3 protein-coding genes are annotated in these 2,294 nt (G+C 51.5%); 1 reads left to right on the plus strand and 2 read right to left on the minus strand.

The window, feature by feature from the left end:
- Nucleotides 1-175: 175 nt before the first annotated feature.
- Nucleotides 176-1,021 carry an FKBP-type peptidyl-prolyl cis-trans isomerase gene (fkpA, locus tag ACSZPU_RS25135; protein WP_499004324.1) on the minus strand — a complete coding sequence of 282 codons (846 nt, stop codon included), beginning with the start codon at nt 1,019-1,021 and terminating at the stop codon, nt 176-178.
- 234 nt (nt 1,022-1,255) lie between these two features.
- On the opposite strand from fkpA, the gene ACSZPU_RS25140 reads away from it, so the two are divergent.
- Entirely contained in the window at nt 1,256-1,474 is a 219-nt protein-coding gene (locus ACSZPU_RS25140; protein WP_499004325.1) for a protein SlyX, read from the plus strand.
- 59 nt (nt 1,475-1,533) lie between these two features.
- Here ACSZPU_RS25140 and slyD read toward each other — a convergent pair whose 3' ends face one another.
- Entirely contained in the window at nt 1,534-2,127 is a 594-nt protein-coding gene (gene slyD / locus ACSZPU_RS25145; RefSeq protein ID WP_499004326.1) for a peptidylprolyl isomerase, read from the minus strand.
- Nucleotides 2,128-2,294 lie beyond the last annotated feature (167 nt).

A 2,294-nucleotide genomic window follows, 5' to 3' on the forward strand; every position in this document is an offset into this window, starting at 1 on the left:
AAAAACGTGTGTTTTTAGTCATCCTGTTTACCTCTCTCTCAAAGAGTTTAGTCTCCAGGATTCCCGGGGCGGTTCAAACTGACTTAAAGCTGAAAGCTTTCCGGAACCCCCAGCCTAGCTGGGGGTTTTCTGTGCACAAAAAACCGCCGCCCATAAGGCGGCGGCTTGTACATCATTATTTTTTGGTCGTGTCGGCGGCTTTGTCGCCTGCAGCCGCTTCTGGTGCTGCGGCATCCGGTGCTGCAGATGCGTCTGCTTTCGGTGCCGGTTTGATATCCAGCAGTTCTACGTTAAAGACCAGCGTAGAGTTAGCCGGGATACCCGGAACACCGTTTTTACCGTAAGCCAGCTCTGGCGGAATCACGAGTTTGATTTTGCCGCCTTTCTTGATGTTTTTCAGGCCTTCGGTCCAGCCCGGTATAACACCATCAAGACGGAAGGAGAGCGGCTCACCACGGGTATAGGAGTTATCGAACTCTTTACCGTCGATCAGCGTACCTTTGTAGTTAACAACCACAGTGTCGCTGTCTTTCGGCGCATCACCCGTACCTTCTTTCTCTACCTGGTAGACCAAGCCAGTAGAAGAGGTTTTAACGCCTTTCTCTTTAGCGAATGCGTCACGGAAAGCTTTGCCCTTGGTTTCGTTTTCCAGTGCATCTTTTTCCATTTTTTCCTGCGCGGAAGTCTTCACGCGGGTTTCAAACGCCTGCAGAGTCTGTTCGATTTCCTGGTCAGTCAATTTGCTCTTATCAGCAAACGCGTCCTGGACACCGGCGATCAGCTGGTCTTTGTCCAGTTTGATGCCCAGTTTTTCTTGCTCTTTCAGGGAGTTTTCCATATAGCGGCCCAGTGACGCACCCAGCGCATAGGCGGATTTCTGGTCGTCATTTTTAAATGCCGCTTTGCTGTCAGTTGCTGCAGCTGCATCTTTCGTTGCGGTTTCAGCAGCGAAGGTGAGCGGTGCATTCAGTGCAACGGCCATCGTGGTCGCCAGCAGCGTGACTTTAAACAGTGATTTCATCCATATCTCCAGGGCCGGGGCCTCTCACCCCAGGGTTTAAACGTAAATGAGGAACGTACTATAAAACGTTGTGGGAGAAATCAACATAAGGACTCCCCCCGAAATCGACAGTTTTCAGACTATTTTTGTTTAAATTAGTTTCGCCCAACCCGCTTAATGCTGCATGAGAAGGGAAAGTTCAGTAAAATCCGCCGGTCCAGCGATAATCGCGCCAGGAATTGAAAGAGGTGAAGTATGCAAGATTTAACACTGGAAGCGCGTCTGGCCGAACTGGAAAGCCGCCTGGCTTTTCAGGAAATGACCATTGAAGAACTTAATCAGACGGTTATCGCCCACGAACTCGAAATGGCGAAATTGCGCGATCTCATGCGTCTGGTCACGGAGAAATTGAAAGCCAGCCAGCCTTCTCATCTCGCGTCGCAGTCAGAAGAAACACCGCCTCCCCATTATTGAGACGTAAAAAAAGCGGGATAACCCGCTTTTTTATTATCAACAGTCTTAAAGACCGGTGATTAGTGGCAACCGCAGCCGCCGTTACCACCGCAACCACCTTTGCCGTGTTCATGACCGTGGTCATGATCGTGGCCGTGGCCGCCGCAGCAACCGTCGTGACCATGGTCGTGATCGTGGTCATGGCCGTGCGCACCGTGAACGTGGCCATGAGCCAGCTCTTCTTCGGTTGCTTCGCGGATCGCAACAACTTCAACGTTGAATTTCAGGTTCTGGCCAGCCAGCATGTGGTTACCGTCAACCACAACGTGGTCGTCTTCCACTTCGGTAATTTCTACCGGTACCGGACCCTGGTCAGTTTCAGCCAGGAAACGCATGCCAACCTGCAGCTCGTCAACGCCCATGAAGACGTCTTTAGGCACGCGCTGTACCAGGTTTTCGTCGTATTGACCGTAAGCGTCGTTCGCGCCTACAGCAACATCAAATTTGTCGCCAACTTCATGACCGTCCAGCGCGTTTTCCAGGCCGGAAATCAGGGAACCGTGACCATGCAGGTAGTCCAGCGGCGCACTCACCGGAGACTCATCAACCAACACACCGTCTTCTGTACGTACCTGATAGGCCAGGCTGACCACCAGGTCTTTTGCTACTTTCATGATATCTCCTGAGCGTGGGAAAATTGCTGGCGCAGATTGTAACGGAAATCCGCCCCTGTGTACCCTTTAGCTTAAAAAAACTCTGGGTATATCGCTAGATAGTGTCGTCACAAGATTTTAGCCCAGAGAGCGATGCATCTGATCTGGACGGCAGCGAGAAATGAGGC

This window comes from Phytobacter sp. V69, from assembly GCF_965644215.1.
Classification (GTDB): Bacteria; Pseudomonadota; Gammaproteobacteria; order Enterobacterales; family Enterobacteriaceae; genus Phytobacter.